At 70.2% G+C, this 23,504-nt stretch carries 23 protein-coding genes; 14 read left to right on the forward strand and 9 right to left on the reverse strand.

Annotation, left to right across the window (positions count from 1 at the left end; all coding sequences use genetic code 11):
- The coding region (locus tag AC2H6A_RS03930; RefSeq protein WP_484271830.1) for a BatA domain-containing protein at positions 1–352 on the reverse strand (352 nt) is incomplete at its 3' end.
- A 141-nt stretch (positions 353–493) separates the two neighbouring features.
- On the opposite strand from AC2H6A_RS03930, the gene AC2H6A_RS03935 reads away from it, so the two are divergent.
- Genes AC2H6A_RS03935 through AC2H6A_RS03945 form a run of 3 tightly spaced genes read left to right on the forward strand, consistent with a single transcriptional unit; the run spans position 494 to position 3,297 of the window.
- A complete protein-coding gene (locus AC2H6A_RS03935; RefSeq protein ID WP_484271831.1) occupies positions 494–1,306 on the forward strand; it encodes an N-acyl homoserine lactonase family protein in 813 nt (270 codons plus the stop codon).
- Complete coding sequence (locus AC2H6A_RS03940) at positions 1,303–2,277, forward strand: quinone oxidoreductase family protein (RefSeq protein ID WP_484271832.1); 975 nt, start codon at positions 1,303–1,305, stop codon at positions 2,275–2,277. The genes AC2H6A_RS03935 and AC2H6A_RS03940 overlap by 4 nt, the downstream gene beginning before the upstream one ends.
- Before the next feature lie 33 nt (positions 2,278–2,310).
- Entirely contained in the window at positions 2,311–3,297 is a 987-nt protein-coding gene (locus AC2H6A_RS03945; RefSeq protein WP_484271833.1) for an alpha/beta fold hydrolase, read from the forward strand.
- Between the two features lie 87 nt (positions 3,298–3,384).
- Here AC2H6A_RS03945 and AC2H6A_RS03950 read toward each other — a convergent pair whose 3' ends face one another.
- Together AC2H6A_RS03950 and AC2H6A_RS03955 are read right to left on the reverse strand one after the other, a co-directional pair.
- Positions 3,385–3,690 (reverse strand): high-potential iron-sulfur protein, encoded by a 306-nt coding sequence (locus tag AC2H6A_RS03950; protein ID WP_484271834.1) that lies wholly within the window; start codon positions 3,688–3,690, stop codon positions 3,385–3,387.
- 86 nt (positions 3,691–3,776) lie between these two features.
- Positions 3,777–4,391, reverse strand: a complete 615-nt coding sequence (locus AC2H6A_RS03955) for a histidine phosphatase family protein (protein WP_484271835.1) — start codon at positions 4,389–4,391, stop codon at positions 3,777–3,779.
- A 218-nt stretch (positions 4,392–4,609) separates the two neighbouring features.
- Between AC2H6A_RS03955 and AC2H6A_RS03960 the strand changes: the two genes are divergently transcribed.
- From AC2H6A_RS03960 to AC2H6A_RS04000, 9 genes are all read left to right on the forward strand, one after another.
- Entirely contained in the window at positions 4,610–5,386 is a 777-nt protein-coding gene (locus tag AC2H6A_RS03960; protein WP_484271836.1) for an enoyl-CoA hydratase/isomerase family protein, read from the forward strand.
- Between the two features lie 48 nt (positions 5,387–5,434).
- Complete coding sequence (locus AC2H6A_RS03965) at positions 5,435–6,664, forward strand: CaiB/BaiF CoA transferase family protein (protein ID WP_484271837.1); 1,230 nt, start codon at positions 5,435–5,437, stop codon at positions 6,662–6,664.
- Between the two features lie 97 nt (positions 6,665–6,761).
- A complete protein-coding gene (locus AC2H6A_RS03970) occupies positions 6,762–7,928 on the forward strand; it encodes an acyl-CoA dehydrogenase family protein (RefSeq protein ID WP_484271838.1) in 1,167 nt (388 codons plus the stop codon).
- A gap of 79 nt (positions 7,929–8,007) precedes the next feature.
- A complete protein-coding gene (ugpB, locus tag AC2H6A_RS03975) occupies positions 8,008–9,318 on the forward strand; it encodes a sn-glycerol-3-phosphate ABC transporter substrate-binding protein UgpB (protein ID WP_484271839.1) in 1,311 nt (436 codons plus the stop codon).
- A gap of 49 nt (positions 9,319–9,367) precedes the next feature.
- Complete coding sequence (gene ugpA, locus AC2H6A_RS03980) at positions 9,368–10,249, forward strand: sn-glycerol-3-phosphate ABC transporter permease UgpA (RefSeq protein WP_484271840.1); 882 nt, start codon at positions 9,368–9,370, stop codon at positions 10,247–10,249.
- Between the two features lie 2 nt (positions 10,250–10,251).
- Positions 10,252–11,097 carry a sn-glycerol-3-phosphate ABC transporter permease UgpE gene (ugpE, locus tag AC2H6A_RS03985; RefSeq protein ID WP_484271841.1) on the forward strand — a complete coding sequence of 282 codons (846 nt, stop codon included), beginning with the start codon at positions 10,252–10,254 and terminating at the stop codon, positions 11,095–11,097.
- 1 nt (position 11,098) lies between these two features.
- Positions 11,099–11,839: a glycerophosphodiester phosphodiesterase gene (ugpQ, locus tag AC2H6A_RS03990; RefSeq protein WP_484271842.1), complete on the forward strand. Its 741-nt coding sequence runs from the start codon at positions 11,099–11,101 to the stop codon at positions 11,837–11,839.
- A gap of 140 nt (positions 11,840–11,979) precedes the next feature.
- Positions 11,980–12,363 (forward strand): TraR/DksA family transcriptional regulator, encoded by a 384-nt coding sequence (locus tag AC2H6A_RS03995; protein WP_484271843.1) that lies wholly within the window; start codon positions 11,980–11,982, stop codon positions 12,361–12,363.
- 79 nt (positions 12,364–12,442) lie between these two features.
- A complete protein-coding gene (locus AC2H6A_RS04000; protein ID WP_484271844.1) occupies positions 12,443–13,636 on the forward strand; it encodes an NYN domain-containing protein in 1,194 nt (397 codons plus the stop codon).
- Between the two features lie 110 nt (positions 13,637–13,746).
- Here AC2H6A_RS04000 and AC2H6A_RS04005 read toward each other — a convergent pair whose 3' ends face one another.
- The 3 genes from AC2H6A_RS04005 to lexA form a co-directional block, all read right to left on the reverse strand.
- Positions 13,747–15,369, reverse strand: a complete 1,623-nt coding sequence (locus AC2H6A_RS04005; protein ID WP_484271845.1) for a Y-family DNA polymerase — start codon at positions 15,367–15,369, stop codon at positions 13,747–13,749.
- A 66-nt stretch (positions 15,370–15,435) separates the two neighbouring features.
- The gene (gene imuA / locus AC2H6A_RS04010; RefSeq protein WP_484271846.1) at positions 15,436–16,188 is read right to left on the reverse strand and encodes a translesion DNA synthesis-associated protein ImuA; all 753 of its coding nucleotides are present in this window, start codon (positions 16,186–16,188) and stop codon (positions 15,436–15,438) included.
- A 13-nt stretch (positions 16,189–16,201) separates the two neighbouring features.
- A complete protein-coding gene (gene lexA, locus AC2H6A_RS04015) occupies positions 16,202–16,849 on the reverse strand; it encodes a transcriptional repressor LexA (RefSeq protein WP_484271866.1) in 648 nt (215 codons plus the stop codon).
- A 295-nt stretch (positions 16,850–17,144) separates the two neighbouring features.
- Here lexA and AC2H6A_RS04020 point away from each other — a divergent pair, with 295 nt between their 5' ends.
- Positions 17,145–17,654: an RNA recognition motif domain-containing protein gene (locus AC2H6A_RS04020; RefSeq protein WP_484271847.1), complete on the forward strand. Its 510-nt coding sequence runs from the start codon at positions 17,145–17,147 to the stop codon at positions 17,652–17,654.
- Between the two features lie 83 nt (positions 17,655–17,737).
- Positions 17,738–18,640: an NAD(P)-dependent oxidoreductase gene (locus AC2H6A_RS04025; protein ID WP_484271848.1), complete on the forward strand. Its 903-nt coding sequence runs from the start codon at positions 17,738–17,740 to the stop codon at positions 18,638–18,640.
- A 5-nt stretch (positions 18,641–18,645) separates the two neighbouring features.
- Here AC2H6A_RS04025 and AC2H6A_RS04030 read toward each other — a convergent pair whose 3' ends face one another.
- Genes AC2H6A_RS04030 through AC2H6A_RS04040 form a run of 3 tightly spaced genes read right to left on the reverse strand, consistent with a single transcriptional unit; the run spans position 18,646 to position 23,379 of the window.
- Entirely contained in the window at positions 18,646–20,523 is a 1,878-nt protein-coding gene (locus AC2H6A_RS04030; RefSeq protein ID WP_484271849.1) for a response regulator, read from the reverse strand.
- On the reverse strand, positions 20,520–21,671 hold the full coding sequence (locus AC2H6A_RS04035; protein ID WP_484271850.1) for an FIST signal transduction protein: 1,152 nt from the start codon (positions 21,669–21,671) through the stop codon (positions 20,520–20,522). The genes AC2H6A_RS04030 and AC2H6A_RS04035 overlap by 4 nt, the downstream gene beginning before the upstream one ends.
- A 58-nt stretch (positions 21,672–21,729) precedes the next feature.
- A complete protein-coding gene (locus AC2H6A_RS04040; RefSeq protein ID WP_484271851.1) occupies positions 21,730–23,379 on the reverse strand; it encodes an electron transfer flavoprotein-ubiquinone oxidoreductase in 1,650 nt (549 codons plus the stop codon).
- Positions 23,380–23,504 lie beyond the last annotated feature (125 nt).

Below are 23,504 nucleotides of genomic sequence, written 5' to 3' on the forward strand. Positions count from 1 at the left end.
CGCGCGCGGCGCCGCGCGCGGCCGTGAAGCGATCCGGCTCGACGTCGCGTGCCCGCATGCTCAGCGACACATCGAGCGCCAGCATCACGGTCTGCTGCTGCGAGGGCAGCACGATCGGCGCCTGGGGCCGCGACAGCGCGAAAAGCCCGCAGCCGAGCGCGGCCAGCAGCAGCAGGGCGGGCAGGTGGGTGTTCAGCGCACCAAGCGGCCCCGCGGCGGGCTGCGCCGACCCGATCAGGCCGGGCCAGGTCCGGGCGAGGGTCTGCTGGCGCCGCAGCAGCCAGACATGGCCGAGCACGCACAGCGGCAGCAGGGCGAGCAGCCAGAGCAGTCTGGGCCATTCGAAGCTCACGGGTCGGGCCTCCGCGATCGGACACGATGCCCGTGCACTCTAGCATCGGGCCGTGCCTGCCGGCTGCCGCTTCGGAACGGCGCGGCCTCATGGCGATGGACAGGCTCGTCCCGGACACTACACTGCCGGCGGGAGGGTGCCATGACCAATGCCGACATCGACTGGGAAATCTACGCCGTGCGCTACGCCAGCCACGAGCGCAATCGCAGCGCCAACTTCATCGTGCGCGATGAGCACGACGGGCCCATGCCCATGGACTTCTATGTCTGGCTGCTGCGTGCGCCGGGCCGCGTCATTCTGGTGGACACCGGGTTCGGTGCCGAGGCCGCGCAGCGACGCGAGCGCCGCCTGCGCCGCTGTCCGATCGCCGCGCTGGCGGCGCTCGGGGTTTCGCCCGAGGCGGTCACCGATGTGATCATCACCCACCTGCACTACGACCATGCCGGCAATATCGGCAAGCTGCCCCATGCCCGCTTCCATGTGCAGGACGCCGAGGTGTCCTTCGCCACCGGGCGCTGCATGTGCCACGGCCCGCTGCGCCATGCCTACGATGTCCAGGATGTCACCGACCTGATCCGCCATGTCTATGCTGACCGGGTCCAGTTCCATGACGGCGATGCCGACATCGCGCCCGGGGTCTCGGTCATGCTGATCGGCGGTCACACGCAGGGGCTGCAGTCGGTGCGGGTGCGCACCGCCCGCGGCACGGTGGTGCTCGCTTCCGACGCCAGCCACTACTACGAGAACATGGAGGCGGCGCGCCCCTTCCCGATCGTCTACAACGTGGCCGACATGCTCGACGGCCATCGGCGGCTGCGCCGCGAGGCCGACTCCGCCGAGCATGTCATCCCCGGTCATGATCCGCTGGTGCTGCAACGCTATCCGCAGGTGCCCGGCGACGAGCACGGCATCGCCTGCCTGCACCTGCCGCCGCTGGCCGGGGTGCGATCATGAAGGCCGTGGTGGTGGGGCCCGGCGGCCCGGCGCTGGCCGAGGATGTGCCGGTGCCGGTGCCCGGCGAGCACGAGGTGCTGGTGCGGGTGCGGGCCTGCGGCCTGAATCGCGCCGACCTCGGCATGGCGGCCGGCCTGCGTCATGGCGCGGCCGGCGGCGCGGGCGCGGTGCTCGGCCTGGAGTGGGCCGGCGAGGTGGTGCGCACCGGCGCGGCGGTGCGAGGCCTGCGCGAGGGTGACCGGGTGATGGGTTCGGGCGGGGGCGCCTTCGCCGAGTACGCGGTGAGCGATCACGGCCGGGTCATGCCCATTCCGGCGGCCGGCATGGGCTTCGAGCAGGCCGCCGGGCTGCCGGTGGCCCTGCAGACCATGCATGACGCGGTGATCACCCATGGCGAACTCGCGCCCGGCGGCACGGTGCTGGTCCAGGGCGCGAGCTCGGGCGTGGGCCTGATGGCCATGCAGATCGCCCGCTGGCGCGGAGCGGCGCTGGTGGCCGGCACCTCCACCGACCCCGGCCGGCGGGCCCGGCTTGCGGCCTTCGGCGCGCAGCTCGCGCTCGATGCCACCGATCCGGGCTGGGTGGCGCAGCTGCTCGAGGCCACCGGCGGACGCGGCGTCGATCTGGTCGTCGATCAGGTTTCCGGTGCGCAGGCCACGCCCAACCTGCACGCGACCCGCATCCTGGGGCGCATCGTGAATGTGGGCCGGCTCGGTGGCATGCGTGCCGAGTTCGACTTCGACCTCCACGCCCTGCGCCGCATCACCTATGTGGGCGTCACCTTCCGCACCCGCTCGGTGGCCGAGGTTCGCGAGATCAACCGGCGCATGATCGCCGACCTTGCCGAGCCGCTGGCCAGCGGCGCCATCGGCCTGCCGGTCGATCAGGTGTTCCCGCTCGAGCAGGCGCCGCAGGCGCTGGCCCACCTGCGGGCCAACCGGCATTTCGGCAAGGTCATCCTGCGCGCCTGACGCGGGTTGCCCGTCACCCTTTCCGGAGCCCCCATGATTCCTTCACCGATCGATGGCATCCGCCTGCAGACCGTGGTCGCCAACGGCATCACCCAGCGCTATGCCGAGTGCGGCAGCGGCCCGCTGGTGCTCTTCTGCCACGGCTGGCCCGAAAGCTGGTACTCCTGGCGTCATCAGATGCTGGCCCTGGCCGATGCCGGCTGGCGCTGCGTCGCGCCCGACATGCGTGGCTACGGCGGCACCGATGCGCCCGCCGAGATCGAGCGCTACAGCATCCTCGACCTGGTCGGCGACATGGTCGCGCTGGTGCGCGAGCTTGGCGCCACCCAGGCCGTGGTGGTCGGTCATGACTGGGGCGCGCCGGTGGCCTGGCACTGCGCGCTGCTGCGTCCCGACCTGTTCCGCGCGGTGGCCGGGCTGAGCGTGCCCTGGGCGCCGCGCGGCGGCATCGACCTGCTGTCGGCCCTGGCCAGGCTGGGCGTCACCCGCTTCTACATGCAGTACTTCCAGGAGCCTGGCGTGGCCGAGGCCGAGCTCGACGCCGATCCGCGCGCCTCGCTGCGCCGGCTCTACTACACCGCCAGCGGCGATCTCGATCAGCCCGGCAAGGGCTTCGCCCAGCTGCCGCCCGACGGCGGCGTGCTCGCCAACACCGCCGATCCCGCGGTGCTGCCGGGCTGGTTGAGCGAGGCCGATCTCGACTGGTACACCGGGGAGTTTGCACGGGCCGGGTTCAGGGGCGGCCTGAACTGGTACCGCAACCTCACCCGCAACTGGCGCCTGACCGCGCCCTGGCATGGCTGCGTGATCCATCAGCCGTCGCTGTTCATTGCCGGCGAACGGGATGGCGTGCTGAAATTTCCGGCGTCGCGCCAGCAGATCGAGAGTTTTCCCAAGACCCTGCCGGGCATCCGCGGCTGTCACATCCTGCCCGGGGCCGGCCACTGGGTGCAGCAGGAAAGTGCCGACGAGGTCAACCGCCTGCTCGTGGCATTCCTGGGGGGATTGGCGACCGGGTGATACCGGCCGCGGCAGGTTCCGTCGCCGGATCGGCGCGGACCTGCACGGTCGGCCGGCCAGGACGGCCGACCGCGGGCTTCAGGCCGTTCAGGCCTTCTTGACCCAGGCGCTGCACCAGCCCTTGCCGGCCACCTGCTTGCCCGCGAAGATCGGGCAGCCGCCCATGGCGTCGGCGGCCTTGCCCTGGTAGAGCGAGCAGTTGGCGCAGTTCTGGCCTGCGGCGTATTTGGGGAACTTGGCCTTGTCCACCTTGGTGGCATCGGCCTTGTAGCCCAGCGAGGCGGCCTGGGCGTCGGTCTCGGAGAGCGCCGCGCCCTGCGCGCTGGCATGGGCGCTGGCCAGCGCGGTGGCGCCGAGGCTGATCTGCATGATGAAGGTGCGGCGGGAGGTCATGGTGCGTACTCCGGGGGGGGAAAGGTCCCGCACGGTACCAAGAAGCGGCTTTTCCCCGCAGCGCGTTCGGGTATTGACGGCGGCTTTCAGCCGCCGGACAGGCTGCTGCCATCCTCAAGCAGCTTGCCATCCAGATGAGCCACGCAGTCGAGCAGGCTCAGCCTGTGCGGGGGCTGGGCCTCGAGCACGCTGATCGAGGTATTGCCGATCCGGTCGGGCACGGTGACGCCATCGGGCAGCCGGACATGGCCGCGCAGGATTGCCTTGATCACCAGGCCATGGGTGACCACGGCCAGCGGGCCGTCCAGGCTGGCGCGCAGCCTGATCGCGGTCTCGAAGGCCTGCGCCACCCGCGCCAGGAAGTCGGGAATCGACTCGCCCTCGGGCGGCGCTTCCTGCATCTCGAAGGGATTGAAGCCGAGGTGGTCATAGGGCTGGCCACGCAGGCGCCCGAAGTTGCGTTCATGCAGCAGCGTCGTGGTCTGCAGCGGCAGGCCGGTGCGTGCCGCCAGTGCCCGCGCGGTGTCATGGGCCCGGCGCAGATCGCTGCTCAGGATGCCGGCGAGCGGCTCGGTGCCCAGGCGCTGCGCGAGAGCCTGGGCCTGGGCTGCGCCGCGCTCGCTCAGCGGGGTGTCGGGCGGCTGCATCACCCGTGCGGCATTGAGCGGCGTCTCGCCGTGGCGGATCAGCAGGATGGTCATGGGGCTCGGGTGTCGGGGAAGGGCGGTGCCGCATCTTGTCGCGGCGCGCCGTGACCCGCAACCCGCACGGGGCCGATCGCGCGGTGTGTCCGGTGCCGGCGCAGGGGCCGGCCGACGGCGCCCGGATGCATCCGCCGGGAGCGGAACGCCGGCAGCCGGGCTGTGCGCAGCCCTGTGCTATCGTCGATCGACTCAGTGCAGCGGGCAGGCCGTCCACCATGGCGCAAGGCGAAATCGGTGTCACCCGGCAAGGCCCTGTCGCGGTGCTCGAGCTGCGGCGTCCGCCCAGCAACTTTCTCGACATTCCCTTGCTGCGCAGCCTGGCCGACGCCATGCATGCCCTCGACCGCGATCCGGGCTGCCGGGCCATGGTGCTCGCCGCGCAAGGCAGCGCCTTCTGCGCGGGCGGCAACTTCAGCGCGCCAGGCGCGGTGCAGGGTCTGGCCGATCCGGGTGCCGATGGGGGCCTGTATGCCGAGGCGGTGCGCCTGTTCCGTGTGGCCAAGCCGATCGTGGCCGCGGTGCACGGCGCCGCGGTCGGCGGCGGGCTGGGGCTTGCGCTGGTGGCCGACTTCCGGGTCACCTGTCCGCAGGCGCGGTTCTCGGCCAACTTCAACCGGCTGGGCATCCACCCGGGCTTCGGCCTGAGCGTCACCTTGCCCCGGCTGGTGGGCGCGCAGCAGGCCGCGCTGCTCTGCTTCACGGGTCGGCGCGTCGGTGGCGAACAGGCCGTGGCCATGGGGCTCGCCGATCAGCTGGTGCCGCAGCCGCAGGTGCGCGAAGCGGCCTGCGCCCTGGCCGCCGAGCTTGCGGTCTCGGCACCGCTTGCCGTGGTCTCCACCCGCCAGACCCTGCGCGCTGGCCTGGCCGATGCGGTGGCTGCGGCCACCGTCCACGAGGCCGCCGAACAGCGCGTGATGTTCCGCTCGCAGGATTTCGCCGAGGGCGTGGCCGCCATGAACGCGCGCCGGCCGCCGGTCTTTCAGGGGCGCTGAGCCAAGCGCCCGAGCGCCACCGCCATGATGCAGCCCCCCGATTCCGCCATGCCTTCGGACGCCACCCGGGCCACCGGCCCGCTTGCGGGCGTACGCATTCTCGATCTCACCGCCGTGGTGCTCGGTCCGCTCGCCACCCAGATCCTGGCCGACTACGGCGCCGAGGTGATCAAGGTCGAGGGCCTCGAGGGCGACCTGATGCGGGCCAACGGGGTCTCGAAGGTCAAGGGTATGAGCTCGATCTTCCTGGCCCTGAACCGCAACAAGCGCTCGCTTGCCGTCGACCTCAAGACCGCGCAAGGGCGCGAGATCATCGAGCGTCTGATCCCGGGCGTCGATGTGGTGGTGCACAACATGCGCATGGCCGCCATCGAGCGGCTGGGCTTCGGCTATGCGCGCGTGGCTGCGCTCAACCCGCGCGCGGTCTATTGCGCGGCCACCGGCTTCGGCCAGGACGGTCCGCACCGCGACCGGCCGGCCTTCGACGACATCATCCAGGCCGCCTGCGGGCTGGTCGGTGCCAATCTCATCCAGCAGTCGCTGCCCGATTACGTGCCCAGCCTGATCGCCGACAAGACCACCGGCATGGCGGTGGTGAGCGCGGTGCTGGCGGCACTGTTCCACCGCGAGCGCAGTGGCCGCGGCCAGCAGGTGGAAGTGCCCATGCTCGAGACCATGACCGCCTTCGTGCTCGCCGAGCACCTGGGGGGCCTGAGCTTCGAGCCGCCCACCGCCCCGGCCGGTTATGCCCGGCTGCTCACCGGCGGTCGCAAGCCGGCGGCCACCCGCGACGGCCACATCGCCATGCTGCCCTACACCGGCGAGCACTGGGAGGCCTTCTTCCGCATGGCCGGCCGTGCCGAGCTCATCGAGCGCTACCAGCTCGCCGACCGGCACAAGCGCAACCAGCACCTGCGCGAGCTCTACGCGCATCTTGCCGAGATCGCCCTGACCCGCACCACCGCGGAATGGATGGCGATCTGCGACGAGCTCGATGTACCGGCCACGCCGATCTACCGGCTCGAGGACCTGCCCGCACATCCGCATCTGGCGGCGGTGGACTTCTTCCAGCGCGCCGAGATGCCCGGCCAGGGCAGCATCCGCTACACCCGGCCGCCGGTGCGCTTCATGGGCACCCCGGCCGGGGTGCGCTCCTTTGCGCCGCGCCTGGGCGAGCACACCGCCGAGATCCTTGCGCAGGCCGGCTACAGCCCGGCACAGATCGCCGCGCTGGCCGCCGATCGCGTGGTCGGGCTCGACCCGGGCGTGTCGGGCTGAGCGGCGGGCGTTCGCGCGGAACACGCATGCATCGACACGACCTTCTCGCCGCGTCCGCGCCGGACCGGCAGCCATTCCTTCGCGGAGACCACAGGCCATGAATTTCGAACTCCCCCATGAACACCGCATGCTCGCCGACCTGGTCAAGCGCTTCGTCGACGAGGAGCTCATGCCGCTCGAGAAGACCGTCCTCGAGCGCGAGGCTGCCGGGCAGGGGCATGAGCTCACCGCCGAGGAGCACCAGCGCATCGACGCCCGCTCGCGCGAGCTCGGCCTGTGGGGGCTCGATGCGCCCGAGGAGCTTGGCGGCTCCAACCTGCCGGTGAGCGCCATGGTCGCGGTCAACGAGGCCATGGGCCGCACCATCGTGCCCTACTACCTGCCGCCCGACTCGCCCAACCTGCGCATGCTGCTGCTCACCGCCACCGCCGAGCAGCGTGCCCGCTACCTCGAGCCTTACACCCGCGGCGAGATGGTCTCGGCCATCGCCATCTCCGAGCCGGGCGCCGGCGGCGACCCGGCGGCCATGCGCTCGCGCGCGGTCCGCGATGGCGATCACTGGGTGCTCAACGGGCGCAAGATCTGGATCAGCCGCGCGGCCAAGGCCGACTTCACCATCGTGATGGCGGCCACCGACCGAGAGAAGGGCGCACGCGGGGGCATCTCGGCCTTCATCGTCGACAAGGGCACGCCCGGCTTCAATGTGCTGCGCCGCATCCCCATGCTGGGTGGCCACTTCACCTACGAGATCGCGCTCGAGGATCTGCGCCTGCCGCACACCGCCATGCTCGGCGAGGAAGGCAAGGGCTTCGCGCCGATGCAGGAGCGTCTGTCCATCCGCCGGGTGCAGATGGCGGCCTGGTGCACCGGCCGGGCGCAGCGCGCGCTCGACATGATGGTCGAGTACGCACCGCAGCGCGCCACCTTCGGGGTGCCGCTCTCCGAGCGCCAGGCCATCCAGTGGTGGATCGCCGATGCGGCCACGCGCATCCATGCCTGCCGCCTGATGACCCACGAGGCCGCCTGGCGCGTCGACACCGGCCGTGACGCGCGCAGCCAGGTTTCCATGATCAAGGCCTACGCCACCGAGATGGCCTGGGAGATCATCGACCGCGCCATGCAGACCTTCGGCGCGATGGGCATGACCAAGGAGCTGCCGCTGCAGCAGATGGCCAACGATGTCCGCCTGATGCGGGTCTACGAGGGGCCCACCGAGGTGCATCGCTGGGTGGTGGCCCGCAATGTGCTGGCCGGCCGCGGCTGACGCCGAGGGGCCCGACAGGCGCTGTCGTATGCTTGTCGTCTGACCCATCGACAATCACGGTTTTGACCCGGAGGAGATCATGAAATCGTTTTCTGCCCGTGCCGGCGTGTTCGCCGCGCTGATGGCGGCGAGCCTGCCCGCGCTCGCCCAGACCGAGATCCAGTGGTGGCATTCCATGACCGGCGCCCTTGGCGACCGGCTCACCGGCCTGGCCGACCGCTTCAACAAGAGCCAGACCGAGTACAAGGTGGTGCCGGTGTTCAAGGGCACCTACCCCGAGTCGATGGCGGCGTCGATCGCCGCGTATCGCGCCGGCAACGCGCCGCACATCGTGCAGGTCTTCGAGGTGGGCACCGCCACCATGATGTCGGCCAGGGGCGCGGTGGTGTCGGTCGAGAAGATCATGAAGGACGCCGGCGAGAAGTTCGACCGCAAGGCCTATGTGCCGGCGGTGGCAGGCTTCTACACCACCCGCCAGGGCGAGATGATGTCCTTCCCCTTCAACAGCTCCACCTCGGTCTTCTACTACAACAAGGATGCGCTGGCCGCCGCCGGTGTCACCAAGGCGCCCGAGACCTGGCCCGAGGTGGCCGCCGCCGCGGCCAAGGTGAAGGCCGCTGGCGCAGCCCGCTGCGGCTACACCACCAGCTGGCCGAGCTGGGTGCACATGGAGAACTTCTCGGCCTGGCACAACGTGCTCTTTGCCACCGAGAACAACGGCTTCGGCAGCCTCAAGGCGCGGCTGGCCATCAACACCCCGCTGCATGAAAAGCACCTCGCCAACCTCGCCGACTGGTCGAAAAAGGGCTACTTCACCTACGCCGGCCGCACCAGCGAGGGCGACTCCAAGTTCTTCAGCGGCGAGTGCGCCATGTTCACCGGCAGCTCGGCGGCCTATGCCAACATCAAGCGCAATGCGAAGTTCAACTTCGCCATCGCACGCCTGCCCTACTACACCGATGTGCAGGGCGCGCCGCAGAATTCGGTGATCGGCGGCGCCAGCCTGTGGGTGATGGCAGGCAAGAAGCCGGCCGAGTACAAGGGCATCGCGAAGTTCTTCGCCTTCCTGTCGGCCACCGAGCTGCAGGCCGAGTGGCACCAGCAGACCGGCTACCTGCCGCTCACCATCGCCTCGTACGAGCTCACCCGCAAGTCCGGCTTCTACGAGAAGAACCCGGGCACCGATGTCTCGGTGGAGCAGATGATCGTCAAGACCACCGACAAGTCGCGCGGCGTGCGCCTGGGCAACTTCGTGCAGATCCGCGATGTGGTCCACGAGGAGATGGAGGCGCTGTTCGCCGGCAAGCAGGACGCGAAGCAGGCGCTCGCCAAGATCACCAGCCGCGGCAATGATCTGCTCGCGCGCTTCGAGCGCACCGCGAAGGAGTGAGGCCGGTGGCGCGGCCACCCGAACCGGCTGCCCGCGCCCTGACTGATCGATGATCAAGCGCGCCGTTTTTCCCTCGGGCTGGCTGCCCTGGGCGCTGCTGCTGCCGCAGCTCGCGGTGGTGGCGGTGTTCTTCTACTGGCCCGCGGTCCAGGCGCTCTATCAGTCGGTCTTCATCCAGGACGCGTTCGGCGGGAATGCCGAGTTCGTCGGCCTCGAGAACTTCGCCAGGCTGTTCGCCGATCCGCTCTACCTGAACGCCATGCGGGTCACCGCGGTGTTCTCGATCTCGGCCACGGTGATCGGCCTGGTGTTCAGCCTCACGCTGGCCTATTTCGCCGATCGGGCGCTGCGTGCCCGGCTGCTGCTGCGCACCCTGCTGATCTGGCCCTACGCCGTGGCCTGGGCGATCGCCGGCGTGCTCTGGATGTTCCTGTTCAATCCCACGCTCGGCGTGGTCACCCACTGGCTGCGCGGCGTCGGTGTCACCTGGAACCATGTCCTCGATGGCGACCAGGCGATGCTGCTGATCATCATGGCCACGGTCTGGAAGCAGATCAGCTACAACTTCATCTTCTTCCTTGCCGGGCTGCAATCCATCCCGCGCTCGCTGATCGAGGCCGCCGCGCTCGACGGCGCCGGCGCGTGGCGCAGCTTCCGGTATGTGATCTTTCCGCTGCTTTCGCCCACCACCTTCTTCCTGTTCGTGGTGAACATCGTCTACGTGTTCTTCGACACCTTCGCGATCGTCGACGCGGTGACCTCTGGCGGGCCGGCCAATGCCACCGAGATCCTGGTGTTCAAGGTCTACCACGACGGCTTCAAGGCGCTTGACATCGGCGGTTCGGCCGCGCAGTCGGTGGTGCTGATGGTGATCGTGGTGGCGCTCACCTTCCTGCAGTTCCGGTATGTCGAGAAGAAGGTGCAGTACTGAGCATGGTCGAGCGCAACCGCTTCCTCGATGTCCTCACCTATCTCGTGCTCGGGCTCGGGATCTTCGTGGTGATGCTGCCGCTCTATGTGGCCTTCGTCGCCTCCACGCAGACCCAGGAGCAGGTCATGGCCGCGCCGATGTCGCTGCTGCCGGGCGACCGCCTGCTGGCCAACTATGCCGAGGTGCTGGCCACCGGTGCCGGGGCCAGCCAGGCCGGGGTGCGCGCCATGCTCTTCAACAGCCTGGTCATGGCGCTGACCATCGCCATCGGCAAGATCCTCATCTCGCTGCTGTCGGCCTTCGCGCTGGTGTACTTCCGTTTCCGCTTCCGCCAGGCCTGTTTCTGGATCGTCTTCGTCACGCTGATGCTGCCGGTGGAGGTGCGCATCATGCCCACCTACCAGGTGATGTCCGACCTCGGGCTGCTCGACACCTACACCGGCCTCACCCTGCCGCTGATCGCCTCGGCCACCGCCACCTTCCTGTTCCGGCAGTTCTTCCTCACCGTGCCCGAGGAACTCGCCGAGGCCGCGCGCATCGATGGCGCGGGGCCGATGCGTTTCTTCTTCAGCATCCTGCTGCCGCTGTCGCGCACCAACATCGCGGCGCTGTTCGTCATCCTGTTCATCCTGGGCTGGAACCAGTACCTCTGGCCGCTGCTGATGACCACCCAGGAATCCATGTACACGGTGGTGATCGGCATCAAGCGCATGATCGCCGGCGGCGACGCCGCCACCGAGTGGAACCTGGTCATGGCCACCGCCATGCTGGCGATGCTGCCGCCGGTGCTGGTGGTGGTGCTGATGCAGCGCTGGTTCGTGCGGGGCCTGGTCGACACGGAGAAGTGACATGAGCGTCCCTGCCTGGCCCTATCCCGCGCGTTGCGCCCACCGTGGCGCCGGCAAGCTCGCGCCCGAGAACACGCTGGCGGCCATCCGTCACGGTGCGGCGCTCGGCTACCGGATGTTCGAGTTCGATGTGAAGCTCTCCGCCGATGGCGTGCTGGTGCTGATGCACGACCCCACCGTCGATCGCACCACCAGCGGCCACGGCCGGCTGGCCTCGTTTACGCTCGGCCAGATCGCGCGCCTGGATGCCGGCAGCTGGCACTCGCCGGCCTTCGCCGGCGAGCCGGTGCCCACGCTGGCCGGCGTGGCCGCCTGGCTGCGTGCCAACCAGTGCCTGGCCAACATCGAGATCAAGCCCTGCCCGGGCCGAGAGGCCGAGACCGGCGCCGCGGTGGCGCTCGAGGCGCGTGCGTTGTGGGCGGGTGCGGCGGTGCCGCCGCTGCTGTCTTCCTTCTCGCCGCCGGCGCTCGCTGCGGCGGCGGCGGTCGCCCCCGAACTGCCCAGGGCGCTGCTCATGCACCGGCTGCCCGACGACTGGCTCGCCCAGACGCGTGCGCTGGGCTGCGTGGCCATCGACCTCAATCATGAACTGCTCGATGCCGGGCTGATCGACTCGGCCCATGCCCATGGCCTGAAGGTCCTCGCCTACACGGTCAATGATCCCGCGCGCGCCGCCATGCTCACCGGCATCGGTCTCGACCTGGTGATCACCGACGCGGTCGATCGCATCGCCTTCGCCTGACTCGCGGTTGCCCTGCCGCTGGCCGGATTCGCGCCTGGGGCTGCCTGGATCCTGCGCATTGCGATCGGTCAATGCGCCAGCGGCGCGCGCGCGCGATAGTGCATGTCAGACCGGTCGCCGACCGGAATTCAGGGGCGGTCATGGCGTTCACACACGAGGAACAGGCGGCATTGCTGGACGGGCTGCGGGCGCGGGCGCGGCGACTGCGCGGCGAGGTGGCCGGCAAGCTCGTCGATGCCGCCGAGGATGCCCAGGACGGGCGTGGCGGGCACGACAGCGGCGAACAGTCGTTTGCCCTGGCCGAGAGCGGCCTCGACTTCGCCGAGGCCTCGCGGGACCTGCACGAACTGCAGGCGATCGACCGGGCGGTGCTGGCCATCGATGCCGGCACCTACGGCAGCTGCGAACGCTGCGGCGAGCCGATCGAGCCGCAGAGGCTGCTGGCGCAGCCCCTGGCCCTGCGCTGCCTGGACTGCCAGGCGCGCGCCGAGCGCGAGCAGGGCGGCCACACGCACCGGCTCTGAGCGGCGCCGTCAGGCCGCTGGCTCCGCTGTGGTAGGGTCGACGCGCCGCCCGATGGTGGGCGGCGCCAACGGGTCATCCATGAACGATCACACCCCCGACACGCGGAGCATGGCGCTGTTCTGCGATTTCGAGAATGTCGCGCTCGGCGTGCGCGAGTCCCGCTACAAGCAGTTCGACATCAGCAAGGTGCTCGAGCGCCTGCTGCTCAAGGGCAGCATCGTGGTCAAGAAGGCCTATTGCGACTGGGAGCGCTACCGCGAGTTCAAGGCCGCAATGCACCAGGCCTCGTTCGAGCTGATCGAGATTCCGCATGTGCGCCTCTCGGGCAAGAACTCGGCCGACATCCGCATGGTGGTCGACGCGCTGGACCTCTGCTACACCAAGTCGCATGTCGACACCTTCGTGATCATCAGTGGCGACTCCGACTTCTCGCCCCTGGTGAGCAAGCTGCGTGAGAACGCCCGCACGGTGATCGGCGTCGGGGTCAAGAACTCGACCTCCGAGCTGCTGATCAACAACTGCGACGAGTTCATCTTCTACGACGATCTGGTCCGCGTCAGCGAGGCGCCGGCCCGTGCCGCAACGGCTGGACGGGGAGGGGCGCTTGCCGGTGGGCGTGCCGCGTCGTCAGCGCGTGCGGCCAGGGCGGGCAGCCCGGCGGCTGCGGCGCCCGCCTCCGCGCCGGCATCGGCGCCCGCCTCCACGCCCGCCTCCGCGCCTGCAGCCGCCCCTGCAGCCGCCCCTGCAGCCGCCCCTGCAGCCGCGCCGGAGCCCGCCCCCGAGCGGCCCGTGCGCCGTCGCCGGGGCGCCCGCAAGGCCGATGTGGAGGCGCTCGCCGGATCGGCGGCCGATCTGCCTCGCCCGGAAACGCTTGCTGATCCTGTCGCCATTGTCCCCGAGCCCGCGCCCGGATCGGCATCGGCATCGGTATCGGTATCGGTATCGGCGCCTGCGCCGGAGCCCGAGCCGATACTGCCTGCGGCTGCGGAATCGTCGGAACCCTCGGAGAGTGCTGCCGAGGCCCGGCGGCAGCAGGCGCTCGATCTGGTGGTGGGGACGCTGGAGGCGCTCGCCGCGGAGCGCGGTGAGGACGAGAAGATCTGGGGGTCGATGGTCAAGCAGACCCTGCGTCGCCGCAAGCCGGGCTTCAGCGAGGGCTACTACGGCTTTCGTTCCTTCAACCGTCTGCTCGAGGAGGCGCGCGACCGTGGGCTGATCGAGCTGTCGCTCGATGACAAGTCGGGCGGCTACACGGTGCGCAGCCTCGCCTGAGCCGCTCGGTCCCCGGGCTTGCCGGGTCGGTGGGTGCGTTGTGCGTTGGAACAGGGCCGCCCCTGACGCGACCCCGGGCGTGGCCAGGGACGCAGGCCTGCGTGGCGCGCTCAGCCGAAGCGGCCCTGCAGGAACCAGCCCGCGACCTGTCCATCACCCGGGAGCCGTTCCCGATAGATCCAGAGCAGCACGCCTTCGGTATCGCCCGCGATGAAGTAGTCGCGCTGCATCAGCTCCCCGTCCCACCAGCCGGTCTCGATCCGCTCGGGCCCGGCCAGCAGGGTGAGCGGCCCCTGCAGCCAGGGGCGTTGCTGGCGCTCTCCCAGAGGCTGTGGGCGTTCCAGCAGCCACAGCGGCCGGGGCAGGGCGCCGATCTCGGCAACGGTGTCGGCGCGCCGTGCCGGCTGGGCCTTGTCGGAGGCGATGCCCGGGGCCCGCGAACCGCCGACCTTGCCGGCGGTCGGGCCTGGGCGTCGGGGCTGCGGGCCTGCGTCCATCAGGCCATCGATGCCGGTCTGGGCGAGCGCGCTGGCCTTCTCGGGGCGATGGTCGGACTGCAGGCTCAGCCGCAGCACCCGGTCATGACCGAGCCGGGCCTGCAGCTGTTCAACCAGCCGCCCGAGGCTTTCACGAGCCTGGGCTGGGGTGGGGAACAGGGTCTGGCTGTCGGCCGGCATGGGCGCGACCGACTCGCAATCGAGCTGCAGGGTGTGCACCGGGGCGCGCAGGCGCAGCACCGACAGCTTCTCGCGCAGCAGGCTGCCCAGGCGCTGCGGGTCGGCGCTGGGATCGGCCGGGCTCAGCACGATGCTGGTGGCGGGGGCTTCGTCATGCAGGGCGTTGAGCAGGATGCGTCGAGCACCGGCATGGCGTGCGTTCAGCCAGCCGCACAGGGGGATCAGCAGCCGGTTGGCGCCGGCCAGCAGCGCTTCGGCTGTCTCGGCCTGGGCAGGCAGCTCAAGGCGGGTCGCGAAGCGCGGCGACGCGACGAACCATTCCCGAGCCTCGGGCACTCGCCCGAAGGCCCGGTCGAGTTCGGTGAGCAGTCCGGGCCCGAAACGCCGGGCCACACCGGCCCGGGGCAGCAGCGACAACTGCTTGAGGGTGTGCGCGCCCAGTGACATGAGGGCATCGCAGTACGCCGCGGTGCTGTCGAGCGCGCTGACGGGCAGCCCGGCGAGTCGGGCATTGAGGCTGGCCAGGCTGTCGGCGATCAGACCGTCCTGATGGCGGGCAAGCAGCCAGGCACCGGTGGCGGTGGGGGCGACGGCGATCTGCGGCTCGAATCCCTGGGCCTGCAGGCCGGCGCGCAGGCCTTCGATGAGGGCGGTGAGCCCGCCGAACAACCGCAGGCTGGGTTCGACCTCAAGCAGCAGGCCGCTGGCTTGTGCGGGCGTGGCACCCGGGGGCAACAGCCCGGCTGCCGGCGTGGACTGCAGGCTGACCGATGGGGTGAACTGCAGTGCCCAGGTGGCGGCCGATGTGATGGCTTCGGCCTCCAGCCGCGGGTTCTGCTCGCGCAGCAGCAGCTCGGGTGCAATGGCCAGGGCAGTGGCCTGTTTCATGCCCGATTGGACGCCTCGCGCCCGGGCCTGTTCGCAGGCGTGCAGCACCCGCAGTTGACGGCACACCGCCAGGTCTGGACGCGGCAGGCCTGCGCTCCCGGCGCTTGGCAGGGCGCGCAGGAAGACCTCGAGCGCCAGCAGGGGGAAATGGATGCCGAGCCAGAGCATGGCGGTGGTGTGGCCGAGGGCAGTCGCCTGAGTCGCCCCTGCGGCGGGCTCAGGCGCGCGGCAGCGTCAGTTGAGCGTGGCTGGTTGTCGGTGCCGCGCAGGCAGCCCTGCACCGGTGTGCGCGGTGCCCAGGCCAGCGGCAAGCGCATCGGTTGCCGACAGGCTGGCCGGGTGGCGACGCAGCCGGATGGTGGTCATCGGCTGTGGCAGGTTCAGCAGCATCGGCTGCGCCAGCACCGGGCCGCGCCGCTTGAGCACCTGCACCGAGAGCTGCTGCTCGGGGCGAGGCAGCAGCAGCAGCCGCAGCGGCGCGGGGGAGGCCTCGAACTGGGCGGCGAGCGGGCGGAACAGGAACACCGGCCCCTGTGCCGCCTGGGCGGCCAGCTGCAGGCGACGCAGGTGTTCCGGCCGTGTGCGTTCCTGCGGCAGCCAGGCCAGCAGGCAGCCGAAGCTGCCGCTCTTGAGGGACTTCTCGACTGCCCAGAGCCGGTCGGCGGCATTGGGCGCCTGGACGATCAGCAGGCGGTTGATGTCGATGCCGTGGCTTTGGAGCGCGGGGGCATAGGGAGTGTGCGGCGGGGCCAGCAGGATGATCAGCCGCTGGGCCTGGCTGAGCTGCCGCAGCAGCGGCACGAGCAGGCGCAGTTCTCCGGTGCCGGGTTCGCGACTGATGAGCTCGGTGAGCATGCCGGATGGCCAGCCGCTGCCGGGCAGCTGTGCGTCCAGCGATGCAAAGCCGCTGGGATGACCGGCCTGACCGGTGCCGCCGAGTTCATGGGCACGCCAGACGCAGGCTGGCAGGGAAGCGGGGGGCTGCATGATGCCAGGGGGTTCAGAGCGCGTGCGAGCCCCGGATCAGACCCACGCCCAGGCCCTCGATGGCGAACTCGTCATGCCGGGTGTCGAGCACGATGGGCTGGTAGTCGGGGTTCTCGGGCAGCAGCTCGACGACATGGCCGCGCTGACGCCAGCGCTTGACGGTGACATCGTCGCCCACCCGGGCGACGATGATCTGACCATTGCGGGCCTCGGTGGTGCGGCGCACCGCGAGCAGATCGCCGTCGAGGATGCCGGCATCGCGCATGCTCATGCCGCGCACCTTGAGCAGATAATCCGGGCGTTGTTCGAAGAGGGCCGGATCGAGGGCGTAGCTGGCCTCCACATGCTCCTGCGCCAGGATGGGGCTGCCCGCTGCCACCCGGCCCACCAGCGGGAGCGACAAGGCGATCTGCACCGCGCTGTGGGTGTCCTGGCGGTGTTCATCAGGCAGCAGCTTGAGCCGGATGCCCCGTGACGCACCGGCGGTGAGTTCGATGACCCCCTTGCGCGACAGGGCCTTCAGGTGTTCTTCTGCGGCGTTGGGCGAGCGGAACCCGAGACGCTGCGCGATCTCGGCCCGGGTGGGCGGGAAGCCCGTGCCGGCGATGTGTTCCCTGATGAGGGCCAGGATTTCCTGCTGGCGGGGGGTGAGTTCGCGCATTGAGGGGCCGTGGCGGAGCCGGGTGGTCATGAAGGCTGTATTTTCATACAGTCATGGCTGAACTTCAAGAAAAAAATCCTTTACCTCATGTAAAAAACATTGTCTTTCCCCAAGACGGGGGATGTGCGCTCCAACGGCTTTGTGGCACATTGAGGAGGCGCATGGTTCCGGCTCGTGCAATTTCAGAATCCACAGTCCGGTGCCAGGCTTGCATTTCCCGGTTCCTGCATTTCCCGGTTCCTTTACCTGGTTCGCCTCGAAATGCAATGTTCCGTCCAGTTTCGAGGATGATTTGATGCCCACCAAGATCTATGTCGGCAACCTGCCCTGGCGAGCCACCGACGCCCAGCTCACCCAGCTGTTCGGCGACCACGGCGAGGTCACCGATGCCCGTATCGTCACCGATCGCGAATCCGGCCGCTCACGTGGCTTCGGCTTCGTGACCATGACCAGCGCTGACGAAGCCCAGAACGCCATTCGAGCCCTCAACGGCCACTCCCTCGAAGGCCGCAGTCTCGTCGTCAACGAGGCCCGCGAGCAGCAGGGCGGTGGTGGCGGTTTCCGCCGTGGTGGTGGTGGCGGCTATGGTGGTGGTGGTGGTGGTGGCGGTGGTGGTGGTGGCGGCTACGGTGGTGGTGGTGGTGGCGGTTACGGCCGCGGTGACGGCGGTGGCGGTGGTGGCTACGGCCGCGGCGGTGGCGGTGGCGGTGGCGGTGATGGTGGCTACGGCCGCGGCGGTGGCGGCGGTGGTGAAGGCGGCGGTGGCGGCTTCGGCGGCCCCCGGCGCCCGCGGCAGTTCGGCTGACCCTTTCCTGACGGATCGCCGCGCCCTGCCCCGGGCGTGCGCGATGCTGCCCTCGGCCCTTTCCGGGCCCTGAGTCCCAGACGGTGTCCACCGTGATCGAGTCCTTCGGCGTCATCGGTGCCGGCCTGATGGGGATGGGCATGGCCGAAAGCGCGCTGCGCGGCGGCCTGCGGGTGGCGGTGCGCGACATCGATCCCGCTCGCGAACGCAAGGCGCGGGAACTCGGGTTCGCGGTGCTGGCCTCGCCGGCTGCGCTCGCCGACGCCTGCCAGGCGATGGCGCTGGTGGTGCTCGACGCCGCCCAGATCGAGACCGTGCTCCATGGCCCTGGCGGTCTGCTCGGCGCGCTCCGGCCCACCCACCTGGTGCTCCTGTGCAGCACCATCTCCCCCGAGGACAGTGCGCGCTTCTGCGCCGCGATGGCCGGCACGGGGGCCGCGGTGCTCGATGCGCCCATCTCCGGCGGACCGGCGCGTGCGCAGGCCGGCACCATGAGCATGATGCTGGCCGGTTCGCCGGTCACGCTCGCCCGCGCCGAGCCCCTGCTGGCCGTGCTTGCCGCCCGGCGTTTCCTGATCGGTGAACGGCTGGGCGATGCCGCCCGAGCCAAGCTCGTCAACAACCTCATGGCGGGCATTCACCTGCTGGCGGGCGCCGAAGCGATGGCGCTGGGCGAGCGGCTGGGACTCGATCCCGTCCGCCTGCTGGCCCTGGTCTCGGCCAGCTCGGGGCAGAGCTGGATGTTCGATGACCGCATGCCGCGCGCGCTGGCAGGAGACCTCGCACCCCGCGCCCAGGCGCATGTGCTCACCAAGGATGTGCGTCTGGCCAACGAGGCGGCCTGCGCCGCGGGCCTGGACCTGCCGCTGGGCGCGCCGGCGGCCGCCCTGATGCAGGCACTGTGCGATGCCGGCTGGCGCGATCAGGACGACGCGGCCGCACTCGCCTACTACCGCGAGCGTTTCGCGTCGGGCTCCCGGGCCTGAACCGATCAGGTTTTCCGGTCGCTCTGCGATCGCGGCGGCAGCCAGCGACGCAGGGTCTCCAGCAAAGGCTCCGCCGCAATCGGCTTGCCGATGAAGTCCACCATGCCTGCCGCGAGACAGGCATCGCGGTCGGCGGCCAGCACATTGGCGGTCATGGCGATGATCGGCACCGTCCCGGCCGGCCCGGGCAGTGCGCGGATGGCCCGCGTGGCCGCCAGCCCGTCCATCACCGGCATCTGCATGTCCATGAGGATGAGATCCCAGCCGCCCTCGCGGGCTCGGGCAAGCGCAACCGCGCCATCACCGGCGACCTCGACCTGCATGCCGGCCTGCTGCAGCAGATCGACCGCCACCATCTGGTTCAGGGGATGGTCTTCGGCCAGCAGGACCCGCTTGCCATGGAGCGCGGCATGCGCGGCATCGGACGCACCCTGCGCCGGACCTGAGGTTGCCGATGAATCCGTCGTGGGCCGGTCCGACGCGGTGCTCGCCCCTGATGCCGTTGCCGTGATGCGGGCCGCCACGGCGCCCTGCAGCAGGCTGACCACCCGGTCGTGGAGCATCGATGGGCTGACCGGCTTGGTCAGCACCTCGGCCAGTCCGATGCCGGCGGCAAGCTCCTGCACCCGCTCGCGGTCGTGGCCGGTCACCAGCGCCATCGCCGGGGGCGCTGTCAGGCGGGCGTGCTGCACGCGGGCCGCCACCTCCACGCCGGAGAGGTCAGGCATCTGCCAGTCGAGCAGCGCGAGCGCGTAGGGCTCGAGGGCCCGATCGGCCCGCGCGATCTCGGCGACCGCAGCCTCCCCGCAGGCCACGGCATGGGCATCGAAACCCATGCCCGCCAGCATCTCGCGCAGCACCTGCCGGGCATGGGTGTTGTCATCGGCCACCAGCACCCGGCTGCCGGCCAGAGGCGCCGGCGCCCCGTGCACGATCGCCGTCGCCGAGGCGATGCCCACCCGGGCGGTGAACCAGAAGCTGGACCCCTGGCCGGGGCTGCTCTCCACGCCGACCTCGCCACCCATCAGCGCCGCCAGATTGGCAGCGATCGACAGGCCCAGACCTGTGCCGCCGAAGCGCCGGGTGATCGATGCATCGGCCTGCTCGAAGCTGCGAAACACCCGCGCGACCTGCTCCGCGGTCATGCCGATGCCGGTATCGCGCACCGCGAAGCGCAGCAGTGCCTGGGTATCGCTGCGTTCCTGCACGCGCACGCTGACCACCACCTCGCCAGCCTCGGTGAACTTGATCGCATTGCCGACATAGTTGAGCAGCACCTGTCCCAGCCGCAGCGGGTCACCGGTGACCCGGGCCGGCATGTCGGGGGCGATGTCGAACACCAGTTCGAGCCCCTTGAGCGAGGCAGGGCTACCCTGCAGGGTGGCGACCTGCTCGAGCAGCGACTCGAAGCGGAACTCGGTCTGCTCCACCCGCACCATGCCGGCCTCGATCTTGGCCAGATCGAGGATGTCGTTGATGATGCCCAGCAGGTGCTGGCCGGCCTGATGGATGTTCTCGACATACTCGCGCTGGCGCGGCGCAAGGGGATGGCGCAGGGCCAGATGGCTCATGCCGATGATCGCGTTCAGCGGCGTGCGGATCTCGTGGCTCATGTTGGCGAGGAAGTGCGACTTGACCCGCGCCATCTCCTCGGCCTGGTCTCGCGCGATGCGCAATGCCTCGTTGAGTTCGACCATCTCCTGCGAGGCCAGCTCCTGGGAGCGCTCCATCAGGTAGCGATCGGCGTCGGCCTCGCCGTAGGCACGGCTCACGCTTGCCAGCAGGGCTCGCCAGCCCTCGGCGGTGGGTGGCTGATCGGGTTGCAGCCCGAGCCGGTGCATCTGCCGCTGCAGCAGCGGGTGCGCCGACGGTTCGTCGCTCACGCCGGGTCCTCGCTCAGGACCGTCACGGTCATGGTCTGATTGTGCAGGCGGCTGTCGCAACCGCCGGCGGGGGAGATCTCGCCGTAGGAGTAGAAGCCGACATGGCCGCTGCCCGGGGGCAGGGCGGCGCTGATCGACTCGAGCTCCTCGTCGGTGTGCTCGCCCAGCACCATGCGTCGACCGACGCAGCTCACCGACAGCGCCAGGGCCGGGCTTGCCGGGCTGAGATGCGCCTGCGCGATCGCGGCCGAACCGGCGGCGGCGGCGCTGTCGATCAGCCGCAGGTGGTTGGCCCGCATCAGCCGCGCGGTGCCCCCCTCGGGAATGTCGCCGGCAAAGGTGAGCGAACTGGTGGTCTCGTCGACCGCAAGGATGGTGCGCACCAGCGGCTCGTCGCTGGCGCCGGGCTCGCGCACCGACAGCGGGAAGCGCAGCGCCGTGGCGGGCAGGCCGGCAGCAAATTCGCCGAGGTAGGTCCGATAGAGTTCCAGGGCCGGTTTGCCGTCGAGCTCGTAGAGCACCTGCCCGCTGGCGCGGGTGATGCGGCGCTCCGGGCCGAAGTCGGCCCAGCCGCCACCGGTGCCCAGGCCGACCCGAAGGGCATCGCCATACAGGCCCACCGCGCACACCTGACCGGACTGGCAGCTCGCGCCGGCGAGCACCCAGGTGCTCTGGAAACGGCCGCCATCGCCGGCCAGCCCGCCCGAGATGGCCACGGCCGGTGGCAGTCCACGGGTCAGGCCGTCGACCAGCGCGGTGCCGTTGACCCGCAGTCCGTCGGAAAAGACCAGCACGGCGCGAAGCCCCGGGGCGGCGAGCGCCTTCGCGAGCCGCCCACCGGCCGCGAGCGAGTCGACCGCATCGGCCAGCGGGGTGAGCGCGAGCCGCAGCTCGGTACGCTCGAAGCGCACGATCGCCACGCTGAGCGAGTCATCGCGCACCGCGCCGCCGAAGATCTCGCCTGCGGTGGAGCAGCCCGCGATCACCGAGGCCGGCAGCGCAGCCCGCAACTCGGCCAGGGCCGCATCATGCGCGGCATGCTCGGCGGCGCCGAACACCACCACCAGGGTGTGCGGGCCGTCCAGAGACCGCGGCAGCGGGTGGCTCCAGCCGGTGCCGGCGGCATGCGTCAGGGTGTCAACCTTCATGGTCCTGGCGCCAGGGCGTGGCCATGAGGACGCGGACCGGGGATCGGGAGCGCGGCGCTCACATGTTCGGATAGTTGGGACCGCCGCCGCCTTCGGGCACCACCCACACGATGTTCTGCGAGGGGTCCTTGATGTCGCAGGTCTTGCAGTGCACGCAGTTCTGGGCGTTGATCTGCAGACGGTCGGCGCCTTCCTCGGTCTTGACGTACTCGTACACCCCGGCCGGGCAGTAGCGGCTCTCGGGCCCGGCATAACGGGCGAGGTTGAGCGCCACCGGCACCGAGGCGTCCTTGAGCGTGAGGTGGATCGGCTGGTTTTCCTCGTGGTTGGTGCTGGCGATGAACACCGAGGAGAGCCGGTCGAAGGTGAGCTTGCCGTCGGGTTTGGGGTACTCGATCGGCTGGCACTCGGCGGCCGGGCGCAGCATCTCGTGGTCGGCGTGGGTGTTGTGCAGCGTCCAGGGCGCCTTGCCGCGGAACAGGACCTGGTCGATGCCCACCATCAGCGTGCCCGTCCACAGCCCCTTGCTCATCATCGGCTTGAAGTTGCGGGCCCGGTGCAGTTCGTCATGCAGCCAGGAGCTGCGGAAGGCCGCCGGGTAGGCATCGAGCGTGTCACCGCTGCGGCCCTCGGTCACCGCCGTGAAGGCGGCCTCGGCGGCGAGCATGCCGGTCTTGATGGCGGCGTGGCTGCCCTTGATGCGCGAGGCGTTCAGGAAGCCGGCGTCGCAGCCGATCAGGGCGCCGCCCGGGAACACCAGCTCGGGCAGGGCGTTGATGCCGCCGGCGGTGATGGCGCGCGCACCGTAGGCCAGCCGCTTGCCGCCCTCGAAGAAGCCGCGGATCTCGGGGTGGGTCTTGTAGCGCTGGAACTCCTCGAAGGGCGAGAGATACGGATTGGTGTAGGCCAGCCCGACCACGAAGCCCACCGCCACCTGGTTGTTCTCGAGGTGGTAGAGGAAGGAACCGCCGTAGGTGTCGCTGGCGAGCGGCCAGCCGGCGGTGTGCACCACCAGCCCGGGCTTGTGTCGGGCGGGGTCGATCTCCCAGAGCTCCTTCAGGCCGATGCCGTGGCTCTGCGGGTCACGGCCACGGGCGAGATCGAAGCGCGCGATGAGCTGCTTGCCGAGATGGCCCCGGGCGCCCTCGGCGAACAGGGTGTAGCGGGCATGCAGCTCCATGCCCGGCTGGAAGTTCTCGGTGGGTTCGCCGTCGCGGCCCACGCCCATGTTGCCGGTGGCCACGCCCTTGACCGAGCCGTCTTCGCGGTAGAGAACCTCGGCCGCCGCGAAGCCCGGATAGATCTCCACGCCCAGCGACTCGGCCTGCTGGCCCAGCCAGCGCACCACATTGGCCAGGCTGATCACATAGTTGCCGTGGTTGCGGAAGCAGTCGGGCAGCAGCCACTCGGGCACGGTGCGCGCGCCGCCCTCCGACAGGAACATGAAACGGTCTTCGGTGACCGGCGTGTTCAGCGGCGCGCCCATCGCCTGCCAGTCGGGGAAGAGCTCGGTGATGGCGCGCGGGTCCATGACCGCGCCCGAGAGGATGTGGGCACCGACCTCCGAGCCCTTCTCGATGACGCACACGCCGATCTCGGATCCGGCGGCCGCGGCCAGCTGCTTCAGTCGGATGGCGGCCGACAGGCCGGCCGGCCCGCCGCCGACCACGACCACGTCGAATTCCATCGCATCGCGTTCAATGTCCATCGTTGTTCTTTCGCTGCGTTCCGTGAGTACCCCGGATTTTCAGCGAATCGACTGCCCGGCGCAAACCCGGCCTGCCGGCGCGGTGCCGCCCGTGCCGGCGTCGGCCCGCGCTGTGCGATCATCCC

The organism is Quisquiliibacterium sp. (assembly GCF_982640115.1).